The sequence below is a fragment of the Parabacteroides sp. AT13 genome (assembly GCF_002272965.1).
In the GTDB taxonomy this organism is placed as follows: domain Bacteria; phylum Bacteroidota; class Bacteroidia; order Bacteroidales; family Tannerellaceae; genus Parabacteroides; species Parabacteroides distasonis.
Window position 1 is genome coordinate 1,669,246 of sequence record NZ_NQMH01000001.1, and the last position, 16,377, is coordinate 1,685,622.

General features: G+C 38.4%; 12 protein-coding genes. All 12 read right to left on the reverse strand.

From position 1 onward, the window contains the following. Positions 1–55: 55 nt before the first annotated feature. The 12 genes from CI959_RS07085 to CI959_RS07140 all read right to left on the reverse strand — a co-directional run bounded on the left by CI959_RS07085 (position 56) and on the right by CI959_RS07140 (position 16,319). Positions 56–1,039 carry a FecR family protein gene (locus CI959_RS07085; RefSeq protein WP_008779009.1) on the reverse strand — a complete coding sequence of 328 codons (984 nt, stop codon included), beginning with the start codon at positions 1,037–1,039 and terminating at the stop codon, positions 56–58. A 75-nt stretch (positions 1,040–1,114) separates the two neighbouring features. Further along, positions 1,115–1,657 carry an RNA polymerase sigma factor gene (locus CI959_RS07090; RefSeq protein ID WP_009275414.1) on the reverse strand — a complete coding sequence of 181 codons (543 nt, stop codon included), beginning with the start codon at positions 1,655–1,657 and terminating at the stop codon, positions 1,115–1,117. A gap of 449 nt (positions 1,658–2,106) precedes the next feature. Continuing rightward, the gene (locus CI959_RS07095) at positions 2,107–3,021 is read right to left on the reverse strand and encodes an endonuclease/exonuclease/phosphatase family protein (RefSeq protein WP_005860191.1); all 915 of its coding nucleotides are present in this window, start codon (positions 3,019–3,021) and stop codon (positions 2,107–2,109) included. A gap of 35 nt (positions 3,022–3,056) precedes the next feature. Beyond that, complete coding sequence (locus CI959_RS07100) at positions 3,057–3,899, reverse strand: endonuclease/exonuclease/phosphatase family protein (protein WP_057317260.1); 843 nt, start codon at positions 3,897–3,899, stop codon at positions 3,057–3,059. Positions 3,900–3,912: 13 nt separating this feature from the next. Next, a complete protein-coding gene (locus CI959_RS07105) occupies positions 3,913–5,742 on the reverse strand; it encodes a RagB/SusD family nutrient uptake outer membrane protein (RefSeq protein WP_057317259.1) in 1,830 nt (609 codons plus the stop codon). A 20-nt stretch (positions 5,743–5,762) separates the two neighbouring features. Further along, on the reverse strand, positions 5,763–9,326 hold the full coding sequence (locus tag CI959_RS07110; protein ID WP_057317258.1) for a TonB-dependent receptor: 3,564 nt from the start codon (positions 9,324–9,326) through the stop codon (positions 5,763–5,765). Between the two features lie 224 nt (positions 9,327–9,550). Continuing rightward, a complete protein-coding gene (locus CI959_RS07115; protein ID WP_057317257.1) occupies positions 9,551–10,555 on the reverse strand; it encodes a FecR family protein in 1,005 nt (334 codons plus the stop codon). 75 nt (positions 10,556–10,630) lie between these two features. Then, positions 10,631–12,664 carry a transglutaminase domain-containing protein gene (locus tag CI959_RS07120; protein WP_005863552.1) on the reverse strand — a complete coding sequence of 678 codons (2,034 nt, stop codon included), beginning with the start codon at positions 12,662–12,664 and terminating at the stop codon, positions 10,631–10,633. Between the two features lie 18 nt (positions 12,665–12,682). Then, complete coding sequence (locus CI959_RS07125; protein ID WP_008777719.1) at positions 12,683–13,744, reverse strand: BF3164 family lipoprotein; 1,062 nt, start codon at positions 13,742–13,744, stop codon at positions 12,683–12,685. A gap of 10 nt (positions 13,745–13,754) precedes the next feature. After that, on the reverse strand, positions 13,755–14,912 hold the full coding sequence (locus CI959_RS07130) for a DUF4221 family protein (protein ID WP_070104088.1): 1,158 nt from the start codon (positions 14,910–14,912) through the stop codon (positions 13,755–13,757). A 120-nt stretch (positions 14,913–15,032) separates the two neighbouring features. Beyond that, the gene (locus CI959_RS07135; RefSeq protein WP_157257407.1) at positions 15,033–15,251 is read right to left on the reverse strand and encodes an NVEALA domain-containing protein; all 219 of its coding nucleotides are present in this window, start codon (positions 15,249–15,251) and stop codon (positions 15,033–15,035) included. A gap of 207 nt (positions 15,252–15,458) precedes the next feature. Further along, the gene (locus CI959_RS07140) at positions 15,459–16,319 is read right to left on the reverse strand and encodes a DUF1573 domain-containing protein (protein ID WP_057317256.1); all 861 of its coding nucleotides are present in this window, start codon (positions 16,317–16,319) and stop codon (positions 15,459–15,461) included. Positions 16,320–16,377 lie beyond the last annotated feature (58 nt).

Sequence of the window (16,377 nt, forward strand, 5' to 3'; positions counted from 1 at the left end):
TCCCGTTTTTCATGTGTATTCATGCGATTCCTGTTCTTTACTTCATAGGCAGACTTTATTTAGAGGTTATACTTATATTTTTTCCTTTCACGTTATAACTTATATCACTCAATCGGGATAGTACGCCCAATATATCCGTTATGGTTTCCTCCTGTATGACTCCATCGTAATGTATACTATTCCCCAAATCCTTTTGAAGATGGATGGTTACATCGTACCTCCTCTCCAGATATTTGCAGACGGAAGCCAACGACATATGATCCATATAGAGTTTATCCTCCAGCCAGCTGTACGAATGAGATAACACACCCGATATCGGTCTCATCTTGTTGGTTTGCTTATCGAAAATCGCCATGTCACCGGCGTTCATTAACAACTTATCATTCCCATGATCCAACTCGATACAGCCTTCCACCAACGAGGCTTCAACTGTTTTTTCATCCGTATACGCTTGCAAATTAAAAGAAGTTCCATGTACCTTTAAGCGTAATCCATTGCTCATCTTGATCACGAACGGTATCTTGTTCTTCGAGACATCGAAGAAGCCCTCTCCTTGGAAATTCACTTCCCTGATATTCTCCTTTGCGTTATAGGAATACGTAATATCAGATCCAGAATTCAGCTTAACAACGGAACCATCCGGCAAGACCACCTCCGATCGGCTTCCGTAATCAGCGGTCATTCGAACCAGCATTTCCGGCTGTTTATCAAATACTCCCATTTTCGAAAACCCGAGGACAAGCAATAAAGTAGCCGCCACTCCTGAAATGATATATCCGATATTCACCAAGCGTTTCCGCTTATTATCTCTCTCCTTATTGATACGATCGATCTTATCCCATGCGTATTGAGCATTAAAAGTTTCTTGCTCCAGATAAGAGCCTGTTTCTTTCCAGATCTCTTTATACCGTTTAAAATCCTCTTGATTAGACTCATCCTCAGCCAACCATTCATCCAGAACCGGATCCACGATCTCTTCATTCATCCTCTCCGATAAATGGTCAACGATGTGTTCTCCTATTTGCTTTTTCTTCTCCATGAGTCTAGTCTTTATTTAAATGACACCACAAATAAAAAAAGGTCCTATACGAACCTTGAAAATTTTCTCATTATTTTATACCTCCTTCATCTCCAGACATTCCTTCAACTTCTGTAAAGACATCCATATTTGATTTTTAATTGTTTTCACGGATATAGATAGTTTCTCCGATATTTCTTTCTGCTTCAATCCTTTTACCCTGTGAAGAAGTAACACTTCTCTACTCCGATCCGGCAAATGGTCTATACAATCATAAAGAGCGATCCTAAACTCTTCTGTTTCCAGTTGATTATCCTCATAGGATAGAAGTAATAAGTCTTGATTCTCTGATAAACTTCCCGTCTGCACCTTTGATCGGATAAAGTTCAAGGCCAGATGTTTAGCCATCCGATATAAATATCCTGATACATTTTCCTTTATCTCTATTCTCCCCCTATTTTTCCATAAATTCAAGAAAAGCTCTTGAACAACATCCTCCGCATCATTTCTATCCATCAATAGACTATACACATACTGACAAAGACGCCCGTAATAACGATCAAACAGTTTATTATAACTGATATAATCATTATTTCCGATCGCTAGCATTAAGACCTTATCGGCATGAACTTCCTGCATATAATCTTCATTTATCATGAATATTCACAATCGTCTTTACAGGTAAAAGAGTTTCGGCAAGACTATGGCTAACAAAAAGAAGAACGAAGATATAAAGCGAACAAATTCAGTTTGTAACCGAAGTTTAAAAAGATGCTTAGTAAAGAGATCTGAGATTTCAGGAAAAGGAGAACTGGATTATAAATATATGTGGTAGAATAATTTACAGTTTATCAACAAAACCATAGTCTTGCCGAGACTCAGTTGAAATAGATCTCAGAAGGATATTTTACAAGAAATTAATCCTGCCTTTCCACAAATCTCCTGTGACGCAAAAGTAGGAAAATTATTATTTGATTGATTATTTTATCATTCTTTTCATATAAGATCATCTTCCCTTTTACTCCCCAGCAAATAAAAAGGGAAATATCTCACGACACTTCCCTTTTACCATGAATCTTATGTTTGAATTATTTTACTTCTACTACAATCATCACAGGGAAATGATCAGATGGAACACGAGCTACATGTTTTTGCATGGAGACCTCCTTCGGAAAATTCGCATTTTGCTCATTCTTCGCATCTTTCGCTTCCGAACGATATGTATCCGTCAAGACACCATATTTTTTCACATCAAACTCTTTCGTAAGGAATAAATGATCGATACGACTGTCTGTTTTGCGATCCGCATGGAAGGCATTAAACGTGCCGTTGGGTACATACCGGAAATCCGCTATCTGATAAGAATCCCGCATAATACCGGAATTGTCCAGTAATAAGTAGGATTCATTATGTTGATCCACATTAAAATCACCTGTTAGAATCGCCGGTAGCTTCTCCGGAAATTCTTTCAACTTCTTAAGGATAAGTTTCGCGCTTTCCGCACGGGCCTGTACACCAATATGATCCATATGTAAGTTAAAGAACAAGAAAGTAAAGCCGGTTTGTTTATCCCGAAATTTACCCCATGTGCAAATACGGGGAAGAACGGCATCCCATCCCTTATTAGGGCGATCGGTTATCGTAGACAACCAAAAGTCCCCATGATCGAGCACCTCGAACTTTCCCGTACGATAAAATATGGCAGAATATTCACCAGCTTGCTTACCATCATCACGTCCTACCCCGATATAATCATAACCGGGCATCGCATTCTTTAGATCTTGCAACTGATGATATTTACCTTCTTGAGTCCCAAAGATATCAAAACCATGGAACTGCACCAATTGGGCAATGTAGGGATAACGTTGTCCCCAGCCATTCCCATTCGTCGAGTCTCCCGCATTCGCATTACGCAAATTATAGGTGGCTACTACCATTGACTCCGCTTGTAACGCAAATACGGAACAAAGGACAAATAAAAAAGAATAAATTAGCTTCTTCATACCTTTTATCATAAAATTAAATCCACATCAATAAATTAGAACTCTGCCTCTATCATTATCGGGAAATGATCCGAAGAGAAATGCCCATACTGGCACTCGTTCAAAGTCCCATATTTATTTACCTGAATACCTTTAGTGACGAAAATATAGTCAATCCGGTTTTTCATCGGGGCATTCAAATTGAATTGGTTTGTCGTTCCTACCGTCCCATAGGGTGGTGTTTTTGAGATTTCCCGTGAGTCCAACAGTAAACCATCGGATTTCAGTATTTGTATAGGCTCAGAATCCGGCGTACCATTGAAATCACCTACACAGATAGCAGGGGAATCCCCCGCTATCTTTTTAATATTAGCCAACATTATCAAAGCAGACTCATGACGTGCCACCTTACCGATATGGTCAAAATGAACGCTGAAGAAATAAAATTCCTTTCCCGAAACCTTATCCTTCAACTTCGCCCAAGAACAAACCCTCCGGCATTGCGCATCCCAGCCAAAAGAAGGCTTATCCTGTGTCTCCGACAGCCAGTAATTTCCTGAGTCCAATAATTTAAACCGATCTTTCTTAAATAAAACCGCGGCATGTTCCCCAGCCTCTTTTCCGTCATCCCGGCCTACACCAACAAACGTATACATACCATCTTTCACCAAATCCTTCACTTGGTGAATCAACCCTTCTTGAATCCCAAAGACATCAAAATCATGGAAATGAACCAAAGATACCGCCATGTCTTTGCGGTGTACCCATGAATCATCCTTATCCCCCTCATTATCATACCGCAGGTTAAAACTACCCACGTTCAGTTTACACTTCTGTTGTCCGGATATCCCTATGCAGAAAGTAAATAAAGAGATAAACACTATAATTAAGTTTCTCATGATACCCCCTTGATTACCAGCCCGGATTCTGGCTTAGATTCGTATTGAACTGAATTACTACCTCCGGTATCGGATATAAGTACTGACGAGCCGGCCAGCTACGTCCGGCGTAATTATACTCCATCAAATAACCTCCTTGAACCGGCTTCACGTTAAGCACATTACTCTTATTTGTACCCACATAGACACCAATCGCAGCATACTTCTCATCAGCGATCTTATCCGTATCATAGAAATAGGCATCATAATTACCATCGCCATTCACATCCAACGGTTGGTTAAGTGATGGGATAAAGATACCTTCCCAAGGATCGTTCACCCAAAGATCGCAACAATTCCAACGTTTCAAATCATTTAGGCGCAAACCTTCCAGACAAAGTTCAATACCACGTTCGCGACGGATCTCCAACAAGGAAGGATCAGAGATCGTCGGGTAATAAGAAGCGATATAAGGCTCTGCGGATGACGGACGGGTTGTCAATGTACCTGTCTGTGGTGTACCTCCCGTAATTCCCGCACGAGAACGAAGCGCACCTATCGTAGCCGCCCAATCCGCATCAGTCAGTTCGCCTAATTCAGCCTTAGCCTCAGCATAGTTCAACAAAACCTCAGCATAGCGCATGATAGGAATGTCATTATCATTCGTAGCCGCATCATCGTAAGCCACGTCATCCATGGCAAACTTCGTAAACTGATATCCCGTCAATGTATGTCCCGTAAAATTAGCCGCGGTCGGCTCATAAACACCAGAAGCATTCTTACGGGTATAATCCGCTCCCCGGATCGTTTGGTTCAAGCGGGTATCACGTCCTGTTGTCTCCTCCACGAAATTCTTATAGCTTCCATCCGCTTTTTTCTCGACATAAGGCGTACCATCCGCATTCAAGTATGACAGCATAAATTTACGGCTCATGCATAAGTGTGGTCCGTAAGTAGAGGAATTATACCACCAATTCTGCTCACCCAGTCCTAACACCTTGTCAGTCTCGATAGCCATCATTACCTCCGTGGTAACGGCCTTATCGGCAATGAAAAGTTCGCGATACGCTCCACGGCCATCGCTATAAGCACCCGAAGTATAAAGTTTGTACGGTCCGTTATCCATAACTTCCCTAGCCGCCTCAGCCGCTAGTTTATATAAATCTTTGGCCGAATATTCCGTACATCCCGTACGAGCGATATCCAATTGGTCAGCGGCATGGTATTTACGCCAAGCAGCCTCAAACAAGCAAACACGAGATTTGAAAGCGGCAGCTGTCCATTTATTTACGATCGTTGAATTATGCGTGACATCCTCTTCCAATATATTCGTATACGCATAATCCAAATCCTCCAAGATATGCCCGATAATCACATCACGCGTATCACGCGGGTTATAAAGATCCGGGTCTTCAGCCTCGTTAAATACCTTATCAATCCAAGGTACCTCGCCATATTGTACCAATTTATCAAAATAGAAGCGAGCACGGAACAAGCGTGCGATACCATTGTAATTGTCACGGATAGTTGTGCTTAGTGACTCATTCACGTTATTCTCCAAAAAGAAATTTATATTACGAAGAGCCGACCACGACCAGCTCGTCGCGCTATTCGTGGTATAAGCGCCAACCTCCATACCGCCTAAGGAATTCTTCACTCCATAATCCGCCGTAGCATCACGCCGGAAAGCACTTCCCCGGGAAGGTAAGACATTGTAAAACGAATATGCATACGTCTTCAAACCATTCTCGGAGCTAAACACCATATCCACAGAAGCCTCCGACTTTGGTTCCTCATTCATCTCACATCCCGAAAATATAGCCAAGAGTGCCACCAGACCGCTTAATAGTATATTCTTTTTCATTTCGTATAATCTCCTATTCTTTAAAATGTAACATTCAGGCCGATGCTGAACGACTTCATCATCGGGTAATTATATCCATCACCACTGTTGCTGGAAGTCAAGTCCTTATCCGATTCACCGATATTCGAGACATTGACATCCTTGGAATATTTGTAAAGCGGAGACCATGTAAAGAGATTTTCCCCGGAAAGGTAAATTCCCACATTTGTCAAATGCAATTTTTTAATCCATTCCGACGGTAAATTATAGCCAACCTGTATGTTCTTCAAGCGTAGATAGGCCGCATTCATCAAATAGCGCGTGTTAGCGTTCTTATGACCTCCATAGAAAGGCGCATAGTAACCAGCGTAACGAGGCAAGAATGCATCCGGGTTCTCAGGAGTCCAATAGTTTCCCACATGCCAAGAAGGCATCTGGTTATACGGGCGATTGTATTGCCCCCAGAACGTAGAGGCTTCATTAGACGGATACCAATCCTGCTTACCCACTCCTTGGAAGAAAGCACTCACCCAGATATTGTTCCAATCGGCAGAAAGCGTAAAGCTATAAATATAACGAGGCTCCTCGTTACCGATGATCTTACGGTCGCCCGGATCATCTACCGTATTCTGTCCACGATCAATATAACCGTTGCCATTTAAGTCTTCAAACTTAATATCACCCGGATACAACTTATAGGTTTTCGATGTTTGCATGAGCGGATTATAATAGGATTGTCCCGCAGCTTTCGCGGCAGCCTCAGCCGCATCGATACTGGCTTGGTCCTGCCACAAACCATTGGATACAAATCCCCAAATCTCACCGATACGCATCCCCTCGTAATAATTCTTGTCGAGTGATTGATTGGCGTACTCGCTCAATGACATATTCGCATTATTAAACCTATCGATCACTGAATAGTAATCTGCCAATGTACCCTTGATGCTATAATTAAATCGTTTACCAGCTAAATCAAATCCATCTCTCCATTCCAAAGACAACTCATAGCCATAAGTAGACATATCCGCATAATTACCTTTCGGAGAAGAAGCACCGAACACATCCGGCACGGTCGGACCATTCACGATCATATCAGTTGTTTTACGGATATAATAATCTCCACTTACGGTCAAACGATTATCAAAGAATCCTAAATCCGCTCCTATATCATACGTCGTAGCGGTTTCCCACGTCAAGTTGCCGGGAAGAGCCGCCGGAGATGACATATAATTCTGCCGTAAACCGTCAAGGATATAATCAGACTTGCTGATACCCAATGTCTGGATATATTGATAATTACTCAACCCGGCAGCATTACCCAAAGAGCCCCAAGAAAATCGGATCTTAGCGTTAGAGATATGTTCGGACTTAACATTCCACCAAGGTTCTTGCGAGATTCGCCAACCCACGGAAGCCGAAGGGAAGAAAGCCCAACGCTCATTACTCGGGAAGCGGGAGGAACCATCGTAACGTCCGTTTACCTCCAACAGATAACGATCATCAAAGGCATAATTCAAACGGAAGAAAGCGCCGCCAAACTGATAAGCTTTCCATTGTGAGGTAATACTCCGGTTATCAGTACCCATCACCAAATTCATGTTGTCCACGTCATCCGTCAACAAGTCATCATTATAAGCATAGATGCGTTTGAAAGTAGATTTTTCGTAATTCCATCCAGCCATGGCCTTGAAATAATGTTTCTCGGCAAAAGTTTCCTCAAACTCTGCGAAAAGGTTCGTTGCTAGATAGTTCGTATGATCAGTTGTCTCTGCCAAATTGGAATAGGTACCCGTAATATGTTCGATCTGGCTTTCCCCATCTGCATCAACCGACCGTGCATACGGTGAACGTACTTGTTTCTTGGTCTTCTCTTGCGTCTTCTGTTGATAAGTAAAATCACCATTCACACGCAAACGGTCACCCAAGAACTTCGCATTGAATGTCGTAGTATTCTTTAAGTTGGAGTTCTTTGTCGTAATACCGCTACGTCCATAAAGCAAATCGCCTACGGTATAGACGGCAGAATAAGTCATCGTACCATCAGGGTTGAACAGTGGCGATGACGGGTGTCCCTCGTCCGCGATATTTCTCCATACCACACCAGAACCTTCCGAATAGGTAATCGGATTGTAGTATTTATTATGGGAAAACTCAAAGTTATTGTTGATCTTCAACCAAGGAGTTAACTGATAACCTCCTTTGAAGCGCATATTATAGGTCTTGAACTTATCCGTTTGCTCATCGCTATCGAAAAGTCCATCGTAACTATAGAAACGTCCTGACAAATAATAATCAAACTTCCCGTCGGAACCCGAGATGGAAAGATTTTGATTCTGCGCAAAGACACTCTTCTTATACATCAGATCATAATAGTCGGTTCCTTCCGGATAATATACATAACGGCCTTTTGTACCGATAGAGCCATCAGAGATCACCGTCCCGAAATCGCCCGTCTCATGACGGCGCTTATACTCGTCCAGCCAAGCCACGGAAAATTGCTGTGTCTTGTTGATACCAGAAGGATTCGCTTGATTGTAATTAAAATAAGCGTCATAAAAATGCTTTGCCCAAATATAACCATCGGAAACTACATCCGGCACATTCTGTGGTGATTGTAATGAATAGCTAGAAGACCATGTCACCTTCGGCTTACCTTCCGTAGCGTTCTTCGTCGTGATCAAAACCACGCCAAATGGAGCACGTGCGCCATAAATAGCGGAAGCGGCAGCATCCTTCAATACGGAAATACTCTCAATATCATTCGGATTTAACATAGAAGGGTCTCCTTCCACACCATCAATCAACACCAAAGCACTACCACCATTGATAGAACCGGCGCCACGTACGTTAAAATCCGCCGTACGCCCCGGTTTACCATCAGACAAGGAAATATTCAAGTTCGGGACAACTCCTTCTAACATCTGAGTAGCGTTAGCCGTAGGACGCCCCTCGAATACATCACTAGTCACTTGCTCTACCGCACCAGTCAAATTCACTTTTTTCTGGGAACCATAACCCACCACGACTACCTCATCCAGCTTCTGCGTGTCCTCATGAATAGATATAACCAAATTATCTTTATTGCCTACCGGAACATCTTGAACCACATAACCAATATAAGAAACCTGAAGTATCGCATTCGGAGTTACCTCAATAGAGAAATGACCATCTATATCCGTGATGGTACCATTGGTAGATCCTTTCACGACCACATTCGCCCCGATGATTGGTTCCCCTTTCGGGTCTGTAATCGTACCGGTAACTTTCTTATTACCTTGTTGCTGAACAGTTTTTACCGATGATAAAACGATCTGATGACCCGATTTCAATACATAAGCCACATTCGCTTGCTTTGCTATCGCATCCATTACAGCATTAATATCCGCATCTTCCACGTCAACAGAGATCGGAGAATTCAGACCTTTGATCCCATCATTATAGAAAAAACGATATTCAGTCGTTTCCTCTAATTCTTTAATAACCTCCCGCATCGGTCTATCCTTTACCGACAACGATATCTGGGCGGCAATCGCAACTCCGGAAAAGCCCGACAATAATTGGGCATACAAAAGTGTCCGGAAAAAAGAGTGCTTGAAATTACTCATTTTTAAAAGTTTTTTAATAATACATAGATTTTAAACAGGTAACTTTACAAGCAAATCATTTACATATTCTATCTTATTTATAACCGGCTAGTTATTTCCTTGAAGATATTATATACAAGTGATTTTGCTTAAGAGGAAGAAGGGCCTTGCCTTTCTTCTTTTTTTACTACAATCATCTAGCTCATCTCATAGGCTTCTTCTTTATTAGGTTAACACTCAACTTTCTATTTCTCATTTAAATAAATAGTATCACCTACCGACACATACGTAATCGGAGCCGTAAGGCTTATTATTTCAAATACATTATCCAGACTATTATTTCGGATCACCCCCGAGAAACTGTAGCCTTTAATCTTATTGGACAAAAAACGAACTTCAACATTATACATTCGATTCAACAATACCGCGATCTCCTCCAACGACTCGCCAGAGAAGGCCAGTTCATTCGTACGCCAAAGACGGGCATAAGAAGCATTTGTCGGGTGATTAACAGATAATATATGACTAGACTTATTAAAAACCGCACTCTCATCCGGAGACAGAATCACAAACTCTTTTCCAACCGCTGTTCGTACACTGCCTTCAAACAAGGTCGTAACCACCTCGTCATCTTCCTCATACGCCTTCACATTAAAAGCTGTGCCTAGCGCCTCGACTTCCATATCCCCCGCATTTACCAAGAAACGGCGCAATGTATCTTTCGAAACTTCAAAATAAGCCTCACCAGATAAAGAAACTGATCTTTCTTTCACGCCATAATCACTCTTATAATTAAGTTTAGTATGCGAATTTAACCATACTTTCGTCCCATCAGGAAGAACCACGCTAGCACGTTGCCCATTATCTGCCAACACCACATAATCCAATGGATCAGGTGGTGGAACCTGTCTCATATTATACCAATGGGAGCCAATTCCAAGGCCTATACATATTAAAGCCACCGCCGCATAAGAAAGCCACTTCCATAAGGTATGCGGTTTCTTCTTTATCTCCAAAGTTTTCTCCTCTTGTCTTATCCGCTTTTTAATCTCACAGAACATCTGTCCTTGTAGCTTAGGAGGAAGCTTTTTCCCGGAAGATTCTTCCCATCTAGACTTATAAAAAGCCATGATCTCTTCCTTATGATCGGGATCGCTAAACCACGCCAAAAGAGTTTGCTCTTCTTCCGGTGAAGTCTTGCCACTCATAAAGCGATCTAATAATTCGATATGTGTATACGTTTTTCTCATCGTGTAATAAGTATATCCCGAAGAAGAGCTTTACCCTTACACGGAAAAATCAAGAAAGCCTTGATTTAACACAAATTAATACCACACTTGTTTTCCGCCTTCATAAGTAAACGGGCGATGTTCTTTTCCTCGTGTATGGTTATGAATACGAAAAATAGATTCCCGTGGAATATTTTGATAAATTAATTTATTGTCTTCGGCATACTGTTTACCTAATGATATCCACTTTTTGTCCCAATAGAAGAGTTCATATAATTCTCCCGTTACGATCTTATTATCATCATTCCTCGGATAAAATTCCACCTTCGCTATCTGTTTAGGTTCGCCTAGATCTAGAACAACAAATTGATCTTTTTGAAATTGATCTGGTTGATAATAAGACACTCGGTCCTGATCTGTCACCAAATCGAGACCATGTCCTTTAGTCCCTTCATTTCCACCCCACTCTCCGGAAAACTGCTGGCCATCGCCTCCAAATACTTTTATTTCCGCTATAGCGTAAAAATAGCCCAATGGCTGTGTTTCTTGAAAATCACAGATCAAATAACGATATTTTTGGGAAACAGATATACGGAAACTATCCACATAAAAGGGAGGATTTTCAATAGAATATATCAAAGAACGATCCGAAAGATCTTTCTTGTTACAAACATAAAAGCGGGTTCCTATCGTTCCTGCGGCTTGAAGCGCCGTATTCATTCTATATGGAACTTTTGAATAGAATGTAGCAGAACTTTCCGCTTTTTCAAAATCTGGTAATAACTTACGTAATTTACCTTCACGAGTCAGAATAAACGCATCTCCAGCAGGTCGTATCTCTCCATCATTATAATAAGCGGGAAGATAGAGCATGTTAACCCCCATTTTAGGAAAACGTACCTTGGAACCTTCCGGTCGCCCCCAACACACTGGATTCCAACCAATAATATCATAGCAACATAAATAGACATATTCTTTGGGATGTTTCTCATTCCAAAGTGGTACCTCTATATCTTCGCATACGACATACTGGTCCGTGATATCTTGAATCCCCGGATTTTTGAATAAAGGAGGTATTTCTTCTTTAGACAAGATAGCGAGCGAGTGGGGTTGTATCCGATAGTTATACCTATAGACTTTAGGAGCAGTCCTACAATATTGAATAGTAATAGTCGACGGAAACATATCAATTTTAGATTGATAGACATCTCTCCAAAACATCCCGTCTATCTTAATGTCATCCTTAGTAAGGAAAGGTCTTTGTGTATTATCATATATCATGCCGAATTGCTTACTCCCTATAATCTCGACCCATGAATGAGGATATTGTGAATTTCCCCAACAGGGAACCATATTTAATGCAGCAGGTATACCATTCGCCCTCAATGCAGCAATTTTATATGTAGACTTTTCTAAACAAGTTCCCATTTGAGTGGCTACTATATTTTGGAAAGTCATAGGACGCAATCCTTGATATTTACCGGTAAAGATTATCCATTCATTGAGAAAGCCCTGCTCTACCTCATCCGATATAGCTTTACCAATTTCTTCATACGAACACATATACATAGAATCTCGTAGTGAAGCATATTTTCGATCAAAATAACTCCCAGCATGTTCCCAATGACAATTATCTGTAGTGTAAGGGAGTACATAATCAAAGAAAATATCCCAGTCCATATTCTTACACCAAGGATATCGCTCTTTATTTTGAAAACACTGATCTATATGATGTATAAGATAATCAGAAGACAATTCTTTCAAATCAGATAAAAAGCGAGGATTTACTTTTGTATAAGAATACAATTTGTTTATACTATCATATATAGCGTATTGGATATCATATAAAAAGGAACCGTATGTCTCTCTATAATTAGCGAAAGCATCGAAATACACATGGTTTCCTTTCACCGAGTTACTATCTAATACTTGCTTCCCTATCATATTACTTATTAGAAAGCGGGCAGCTTCCTGTTTCTTCTGATTATCCTTATAATGATCTAGAACAGCTTCTAACTCCGATCTATTTTCTCCGGAGTTATCCAACGCTAATTCCAATAGAACATTTTCATTCGAAGAACAAGCATAAAAAGTTAAAATAATAAAGAAAAAAAAGTATCTTACTATCATAGCTAAAATGCTTTTTTACTACCATGTAAATGTAACCTTTGATAGATCAAAAGAATACAGATGATAATCATCATCCCAGCCCAAGGCTATTAGTTCTTTATCATCGTTTGTCACACAAATATTGAATAGTTTTATATCAGTAACTAATCGACAAATACATTTTCCACTCCAATCATATACTAAAATGTCATTACTTAACATAGTATCTAACATTCTTGTATTAGTATGCTGATTCAACTTTTTCCCTGAATATAAAGTATAAATATAACGATCAGTCGCATATATATCCGTATAACCGATTACATTCTCTTTGCCATGCTTTATGCCGTTCCTGCCAGATCTACTATCATCAATGTATATAGGATAAATATCGTGATAACGTTTTATGAGCATTGGAATCGTATCTATCTGATATAGTTCAAAGATAGCGCCAGAGGCCGCAACCGTAGCCAATCTATCTAATACTGAATTATAAACCATATAGCCTTGATAGGCAAATGTTTTACTTTTACCTCCACTATCGTTCCCATCATTTGGAAAATCGCCAAAAGACTTCACATATTTACCTGCACAATCAAACAAAGCATATCTCTTAGTATTTGTTTCCTCTTTATCAAGGAGTCCAGAAACGACATACCCATGCTTTGTTTGAATAGCAGAGAGAAACATATATTCCAAATTCACAATAGAAGAAATACTTTTAGATAAACTTTTGGTTATAATTTGTTTCTTTTGTATATCCAATATAATCACATTTGATTTATCTTTCTTTTGCATCAAACGAGGCATGATGTTTTCATCTGGGCCTTCTCCTGTTTGGGAAAAAGATAGAATACTGTCTTTTGTATAATATATTTTATCCAAAAGAGAATCACCTAAATAATTCTCTTTGATTAGACATTTCTCACTCTCAAATAGCATCATCCTCCCAAACGAACTTAACTTATAAGTATCCGCATTGAGTTGATTTGCTTTTATATTAACGACTTGTAGAAAGTACTCTTTGGGATCTATTTCGTTCTGTTGACAAGAGGCAAAGTGTATAAAAATAAAAATTATAATTAATATATATTTCTTCATATTATTCTTTTCAAACAGCTGAATCATTATACTTCTCTTTGCTTTTACATAGCCTAAATAGTCTAAATATCAGTTTATCATCATCATAATTTGTATTTTTATAATGATTTTCAGAAATATACAATCCTTTTTCATCAATATACATCAGATTTGGATTATATGTATATTCAGGAAAAACAGTCTCACCTATTATATTAAAGTTTTTATCTAGAATTATAATAGAAAATATCTTTCTTCCAAAATCCCACAATTCCATATAGTTTTCTCTATTATCTATCTCTGTTTTCAAATAGCAAACTCTATAATACACATCACGGTATTTATCATATAACAAGTTACCATAATTTGGATTTTCACACATAGATTTTAATGTTCCATTATAATCATTCGGCATCACAACCCTATCAATATAATTACTTTTTACATTCACTCTTTCAACAATATTGTGATCTATAGAAGTTATAAATACATCTTCTTCATAGAAAAAAGAATAGATAAATTTATCACCATTAAAACATCTACTAAAATACAATTCTACACCAGCATTCTTTTTTTTATTATCTGCACCACTAAATCGGGGATATTCAAATGGAAGTTCTTGTACATTCCCTGTATTTAGATCAATCATTGCAGATACAGGGTTGGGATATTTCCATCGATTACACTCCGACAATACAAAAAGATTATTATTAAATTTAAGTATAGGGTGATAACTAAACGACAAAGAGTTACATGCGTTTAAAACATTTCCATCTTTTGATTTTCCATAATAAAATTTTTTATTTATTTTCCCCTCTTTATTTACACTATATATTTCCGGGAGCTGTAAACTCGTCAGATAAATACTATCTAGACTGTCAATATAATACCCTAAGAAAAAACCAACTCCATTATCTCCCTCTATATCAAGATCTATTTTGAAGGCCATTTCTTTTGTCTGTATATCATAAAAAACAATCTGATTTTTGAAACCATTTTGAAAACTAATATATTGATGTCCATCTTTATCTGTATAAGGAAATAGAGCTTTAATATATGGTTCTACATCATAATTCAAATCAAATGTCATATTACTATCCTTTTCCAAGTAATACATATAATTTATTTTTTCACAAGACAAAAGAGAAATTAAGCTTGATAATATTATTAGCAAATAATATCTTTTCATTTTATAAGTATTTGAGATAAGTTTCAATCGTAATAATTAGGTTCTACAACGAATTATATAGATCAAAACAAAGTTATTTTATTACATATTTCACTACAAAAACGTTATAGAACCATAAAATTAATCACATGGAGCACAACCAATAGACCCACTATTACAACAAGCTCTTGTATCTAAGTTCAACCAGCAACTCCAATGAGTAGTACATTCTTCACCCGCAAGAGCTTCTATATTGCTTAAAGCTAATCCAGACAAAGAAGGATCAATATTATTTTTTAGAATATTAATCATCACCAAACAGAAAACAATAACAATAAGAATAATTCTTAATTTCTTCATAACGCTCATAATATAATTATTTATAAGATCTTTATATTTTGCCTAATCTTCTTTAGTTAGAATAAGATATCCTCTGTATATTTTTTTACATTTAAATAAATTTTAAACTTTCACATCACCTCCTTTCTGATAATATTTTGGAGCGAAGAACTTGCTGTGATAGTTTCTAATATATCAGGCAAGTTTCCCTTTTATAATTTGACTTTATCAAATCGTATTTCCCCGTACATTGAGTTTAATTAATTGATTTGTATTACATTTTACTGTGATTGTCTCATCAAAGAGTCCCTTATTTTCAGGTGTCACTCCCACTTTAATATGAAGAGATTCACCGGGCTGAACTGGATGTTTATCAAACAAAGCTTGAGCACATCCACAAGTGGTAGTTACATCTATAATAACTAAAGGTTGGTCTCCTGTATTGACAAGCGTAAACAAAGTGTCTTTACTCTTCCCTAAAGGAATAGTTTCTAGTAAGAGTGATTCCTTTTCCACTTTTACGGTTGTCTGAATTGGTGCAACAGGTTGTTTCCTACCTATTTCTTCCAAATATAATTCTTTTACGTTCGGGTTATGGACAGGATTACCTATCACTACCACTTTATTATTCTTGTCTAATAAAAATACTTGAAACCGAATATCTTTTGGAAAATGATTGAGCTGATTTAGACTGTCTGATCGATCCAAGCAAATCGGCTTGTCAAAATTCTCTCTTATTAATAAAGAATGTATCTCCCACTGATCATCAAACTGAAAAAAAAATAAGAAAGGGATATTCTTCTGACTGATAGAATCTGTATATCGGATAAATTCTTTCCAACGGGATAATTGCAATTTACAACTCGTACAACCAATTGAGTCTACAAAAACCAAGACTTTGTAATCCGAAGTCGGGATTACGAAATTAGTTGTATCAGATGCAAATCTGGTAAAGACCATATTTTCCGGAAATAGAATCTGCTTACCCTGCCATTCTTTAACCAACAATGTTATTATTTCCTTTTGCTTATCTTGACAAGCTGATAGGAAAATTGTTAATAGTAATATGATTAGATCTAAAGGTCTCATTTTATGTAAATGTATATACGTTTGTTCATCATATAATATAATACGTATATCCGATAAA

Excerpts from the sequence above, each read along its gene's own strand:
- CI959_RS07105 (WP_057317259.1), bottom strand. The coding sequence starts at position 5,742 with ATGAAAAAGAATATACTATTAAGCGGTCTGGTGGCACTCTTGGCTATA.
- CI959_RS07090 (WP_009275414.1), bottom strand. The coding sequence starts at position 1,657 with ATGCAGGAAGTTCATGCCGATAAGGTCTTAATGCTAGCGATCGGAAAT.
- CI959_RS07120 (WP_005863552.1), bottom strand. The coding sequence starts at position 12,664 with ATGATAGTAAGATACTTTTTTTTCTTTATTATTTTAACTTTTTATGCT.
- CI959_RS07115 (WP_057317257.1), bottom strand. The coding sequence starts at position 10,555 with ATGAGAAAAACGTATACACATATCGAATTATTAGATCGCTTTATGAGT.
- CI959_RS07130 (WP_070104088.1), bottom strand. The coding sequence starts at position 14,912 with ATGAAAAGATATTATTTGCTAATAATATTATCAAGCTTAATTTCTCTT.
- CI959_RS07135 (WP_157257407.1), bottom strand. The coding sequence starts at position 15,251 with ATGAAGAAATTAAGAATTATTCTTATTGTTATTGTTTTCTGTTTGGTG.
- CI959_RS07110 (WP_057317258.1), bottom strand. The coding sequence starts at position 9,326 with ATGAGTAATTTCAAGCACTCTTTTTTCCGGACACTTTTGTATGCCCAA.
- CI959_RS07095 (WP_005860191.1), bottom strand. The coding sequence starts at position 3,021 with ATGAAGAAGCTAATTTATTCTTTTTTATTTGTCCTTTGTTCCGTATTT.
- CI959_RS07085 (WP_008779009.1), bottom strand. The coding sequence starts at position 1,039 with ATGGAGAAGAAAAAGCAAATAGGAGAACACATCGTTGACCATTTATCG.
- CI959_RS07140 (WP_057317256.1), bottom strand. The coding sequence starts at position 16,319 with ATGAGACCTTTAGATCTAATCATATTACTATTAACAATTTTCCTATCA.
- CI959_RS07125 (WP_008777719.1), bottom strand. The coding sequence starts at position 13,744 with ATGAAGAAATATATATTAATTATAATTTTTATTTTTATACACTTTGCC.
- CI959_RS07100 (WP_057317260.1), bottom strand. The coding sequence starts at position 3,899 with ATGAGAAACTTAATTATAGTGTTTATCTCTTTATTTACTTTCTGCATA.